Source organism: Roseateles sp. P5_B10, from assembly GCF_056400485.1.
Map to the genome: position 1 here is coordinate 1 of NZ_JBFULE010000401.1, position 4,723 is coordinate 4,723.

The following is a 4,723-nucleotide window of genomic DNA, read 5'->3' on the forward strand; positions in this document are numbered from 1 at the left end:
TGCTGCCGCTGCCCAGGCCCAGGCTGGCGCTCGTGGCGCTGACGGTGAGATCGTGCGTGTTCAGCGTGCCCAGCGTCAGCGCCTTGCCGCTGCCATTGCTGAGTTGCGTGGCGCCGGTGGTGGTGATGCTGACCGCGCCCTGCAGGTCATTGGCGGCCGTGGTCAGCGTGATGTTGCCGCTGCCATTGTTCAGGCCCGTCGTTCCGGTCACCGTCAGCGCACCGCTCTGCGTGATCGTGCCGGTGCCGGTCGTCGTCGCACTGAGGTTGCCGGTGATGCCGCCACTGCCGAGGTCCAGATTGGCATTGCTGGTGCTGACGGTCAGGCCGCCGGTGCTCAGCGCGCCCAGGGACAAGTCCTTGCCGCTGCCATTGACGAGTTGCGCATTGCCGGTGGTGGTGACGCTCACCAGCCCCCGCAGGTCGTTGGCCGAGGCCAGCGTGATGTTGCCGCTGCCGTTGCTCAAGCCCGTGGTGCCGGTCACCGTCAGCGCACCGCCTTGGGTGATGGTGCCAGTACCGGTCGTCGTCACGCTGAAATTGCCGGTGACGGTGCCGCTGCCCACGTTCAGGTTCGCTGCCGTGGCGCTGGCGGTGAGGGCATGGGTGTTCAGCGCACCCAGGGTCAGTGCGTTGCCGCTGCCGTTGCTGACCTGGCTGACACCGGTGGTCATCAGGCTGACCGCGCCCTGCAGGTTGTTGCTGGCCGCCGTCAGCGTGATGTTGCCGGACCCCGTGGTGACACCCGTCGTGCCAGTCACCGCCAACGCGCCGGCCTGCGTGATCGCGCCGCTGCCGCTGGTGGTGACGCCGACATTGCCCGTGACCGTGCCGGTCGGCAGGACGACGTCGCCGCCAACGCTGCTGAGGGTCAGGCCTGCGCTGGTGACGCTGCCCAGTGCGACGGTGCCCGCGCCCGAACTCGCCGCGGTGAGGCTGCCGCCGCCTGTATTGAGGGTGCTGCCGGTGATGTCGCCGCCGGCCTGCAGGACGACGTTGAGGGCACCTGCCCCCGCGCCGATGCTGCCGGCGCTGAAGCTGATGTTGCGCAAGGCGATCAGGTTCAGCGTGGCCGCGCCGGTAGGCACGATGGCGGCCTGGACGTCGATGTCGCCATGTTGGCCGTTGGTGCCCAAGGCCAGGGTCTGCACCGTCACCGAYGTGCCGCCGGACAGCGCATTGTTGAGGGCGCCAACGTCGACCACGGCGGCATCGTCCGTGCTGGCGAAATTCGGCGCCGCGCCAACGTTGGTGTTGGTGCCGCTGTTGGCCTTGATGACCACGTCGTTGGGGTCGAGCRGCCACTGGCCCGACCGCCCCAGCGGTGCGCTGGCGTCAACGCGGCCGAGCAGGTTGAGCTGCTGGCGGCCCGAGGTCTCGACCATGCCGCCATTGCCCCCCAGACGCCCGCCGCGGGCCCAGATGCTGCCGAGCATGTCGGTGCGTCCGTCAGCCCAGACGGCGATGCGGCCGCCATCGCCCCGTTCGGTGGCATTGGCGCGCAGCTCAGCGCCGGCACCTATCCAGGTCTGCTCGGCGTTGTGCTCGGTGCCCCTGCCCTCGAAGCCGCCACCGACCTGCAGGCTGCCGCYGCCGAGGCGCCCGGACGCGTCCAGCCGGGCGCCGTCCAGCAGCGCGAGCTTCTGGCCGAGCACKGTGATGCCGCCGCCTCGTTCGCCGCTGGCGTCCACGCTGCCATTGACGGTGGTGACGCCCACCGTGCCGCCGTCGATGACGACGCGCCCGCCCTGCTGGCTCAAGCCCCGCGCCTGCACGATGCCGTCCATGTTCAGCACCTGGCCGGCCGCGCCGCCACGAGCCTGGGCGCGCATCTCGGCGCTGCTCTCGGCCTGCACGCGGCCGCTGAATTTCAGTGCGACGTCGCGGTTGTCGTCGTTGCGCAGATTGAAGAGGACAAGGCCGTCGCCTTCCACATCCACCTGCACCGTGCTGGCTGCACCCAGCCCGACACGCCGCGCCGCGATGCTGCCTCCAACGCTGAGCTGGGGGGCGACCAGCGCCACCGTGCCGCCCGGCGCGCTGATGCTGCCGTCAGCTTGCAGCGCGCTGGCGCCCGCGCCCGCCGAGAAGCGGTAGTTGCCGGCGATGAAGGCGGTGTCGGACAGGTCCAGCGTGGACGCGACGAGACCGCCGACATCCACCTGCGATCCCCGCCCGAAGACGATGCCGCGCGGGTTGATCAGGAAGACCCGGCCGTTGGCCTGCATCTGGCCGAGGATCAGGGACGGGTCGCCACCGACGACACGATTGACCAGCACCGAATTGACGCTGGGCTGTTGGATACGCAGGCCCTCGCCCGCGGCGATGGAGAAGCTCTGCCAGTTGACGATGGCCTTGTCGCTGCCCTGCTGGATCAGGCCCGGGCGAATTGCAACCTGTCCCTGCACGACCTGGGCGCCTTGAGGCAGCGCATGGGCAGCCGGATAGGCTGCGGCAAGGCACAGAGCAAGGGCGAGGGGTTGCAGGCGCCACATCAGAAGCTCCACGATCCCTGGGCATACAGGCGCAGCTTGCTCGACTGGCTTTCGGTGCTGGCATGGCCGTGCGTGGGCGTGGCCAGGCTCATGCGGAAGGCATACGCGTTGCCGCGCGCCCATACCAGGGACAGCCCCGCGCCGCCCAGCCAGGCGCGATTCACGTAGCCGGGCTCGCGCAGCACGAGGTTGGGATCGTGGCGGTAGCGGATGAAGGCGCCGTCGTAGAAGGCCGCCAGCACCAGCTCGCTGGCCCAGCGCCCGAACAGGCTGGCCGGCGGCAGCCAGCGCAGCTCCAGGCTGGCGACGGCGCCGCTGTCGCCCGTGCCTTCGCCCGGCGCATAGGCGCGCACGCCGTTCGGCCCCCCGGCGCGGAACTGCTCGGTCGAGTCGAGGTTGGACAGGGCCCACTGGCCGCGCATCGTGAAATAGGCCAACAGCCGATTGCTCAGCACGTTCTGCAGCCGCGAGGCCGCGAAGCTGAGCTTGCGAAAGCTCGCCGCGTCGTCGCCACCGCTGGGCGCGCCGGCCGGGAAGTTGAGCCGGCCCTGCGCCAGGTTGAGCTCGAAGGTGTTGACGCTGCCGGTCAGCAGGCTGTCGCGAAAATCGCCGCTGACACCGACGCTGGCATCGTCCACATGCTTCTTCGTCGACAGGGCCGCGACCTTGTCGACATAGCGCTTGGCGTCCACCGCCCCGAGCGCAAACAGGTTGAGGTTGCGAGAGCGCACCCAGGGGTAGAGGGCGAAGAGGTTGAGCGTCGTGCCGGTGCCGTCCAGGCCGAGGGGGAATTCCTTCTTGTCGAGCTGATAGCGCACCGCCGACAGCGACGCGCCGGCCTTGAAACCGTCGGCGCCGATGGGGCTGGTGTAGCCCAGCAGCGCAAACAGCAGGCCGCCGCCGGTGGAGGCCAGCACTGATGCCGACAGACCGTCGCCGCGGCCCAGCGGGCTGGCCATGACGACCTGGGCCCCCAGGCGCTGGGCACCGATGACCTTGGAGCCATTGAGGTCGCCGTCGACGCTGCCGCTGTAGCGCGATTCGGCGCGCGGCGTGAATTCGAGGATGGCGGTGCCCGGCGCGCTGCCGGCCTTGACCTCGGCCCGCGTGACGATGCCGCGCAGGTCGTTGATCAGGAAGACCGTGCGCTCGACGGCTTCCACCGTCAGCACGTCGCCCGGCTTCAGGCGTGCCAGATAGGCCTCGACGACCTCACGGTCCACCGGCAGGCCGTCGCTCCAGTTCAGCACGACGCGGTCCAGCCGCCCCTCCAGCACGGCGATGCGCACCGTCTGGCCATCGAAGGTCTGCTCCGGGATGTAGGCGTAACCCAGGTAGAGCCCCAGGTCGCGCTGCAGGAAGCGGGTCACCTCGTTGGCAGCGTTGACGAGATCCTCGAAGCCACGGTCCTTGCCGACGAAGGCAGCAGTCAATCGCGGCAGGGCCTCGCGCAGGGCGGCTGGGGCGTCGGGCGACAGGCTGTAGGCGGTGACGTCGATTTTGAGCTCGTCGTCGGGCTTGCCGAGCTCGCGCGTGACCTGCTGCGGACGCTCGGGCGGCAGCTCGGTGTTGCGAGCCTCGGGCGGGCGGGTCAGCTCGGCCGGCGTGGGCACCACCGGCGGCGTGCCGGCTGCCCAGCCCGAGGCGCAGGCCAGCGTTTGCACAGCCAGCAGGCTGAGGCGCAAGGGCGAGCATCGGCGATGGCGGGGATCGAGCAGCAAGGTCGGGTCCGTAGCAGTGGCGGCGGGCATGACCTGGCGGTCGCACCCGTGGTGAGTCACGGCTCTGGCGTTTGAGTTCCGCGCGAGTCCCGTAAATGAGCGGATGCCGTCCGACAAGCGTGCTGCGCCGACCTGGGCACACTGGGTCCATGGCTGACTTGATCACCCGCCGCCCCGAGGGCCTGTATTGCGAGGCGGGCGGTTTCCATATCGACCCCTGGCGGCCGGTGGCGCGTGCCGTCATCACCCACGCCCATGCCGACCATTGCCGCGAGGGCCACGGCGCCTACCTCGCCCACAGCGACGCCGAAGGGCTGATGCGCTCCCGCGTGGGTCCCGACATGGCCTTCCAGGGCCTGGCCTATGGCGAGCCGTTGCAACTGGGCGAGGCAACCGTCAGCCTGCACCCTGCCGGCCATGTGCTGGGTTCGGCCCAGGTGCGGGTGGAACACCGCGGCGAGGTCTGGGTCGTGTCGGGCGATTACTTCGTCAGCGGCGCGGTGAATGC

General features: G+C 70.0%; 2 protein-coding genes and 1 pseudogene. 1 reads left to right on the forward strand and 2 read right to left on the reverse strand.

What is annotated here, in order from left to right; genetic code table 11:
• The coding region (locus tag AC1DU6_RS20385; protein WP_477859193.1) for a two-partner secretion domain-containing protein at positions 1-2,494 on the reverse strand (2,494 nt) is incomplete at its 3' end.
• The gene (locus AC1DU6_RS20390) at positions 2,494-4,215 is read right to left on the reverse strand and encodes a ShlB/FhaC/HecB family hemolysin secretion/activation protein (protein ID WP_477859195.1); all 1,722 of its coding nucleotides are present in this window, start codon (positions 4,213-4,215) and stop codon (positions 2,494-2,496) included. The genes AC1DU6_RS20390 and AC1DU6_RS20385, both read right to left, overlap by 1 nt.
• 149 nt (positions 4,216-4,364) lie before the next feature.
• Here AC1DU6_RS20390 and AC1DU6_RS20395 point away from each other — a divergent pair.
• A pseudogene (locus tag AC1DU6_RS20395) lies at positions 4,365-4,723 on the forward strand (DNA ligase-associated DEXH box helicase); the annotation flags it as partial.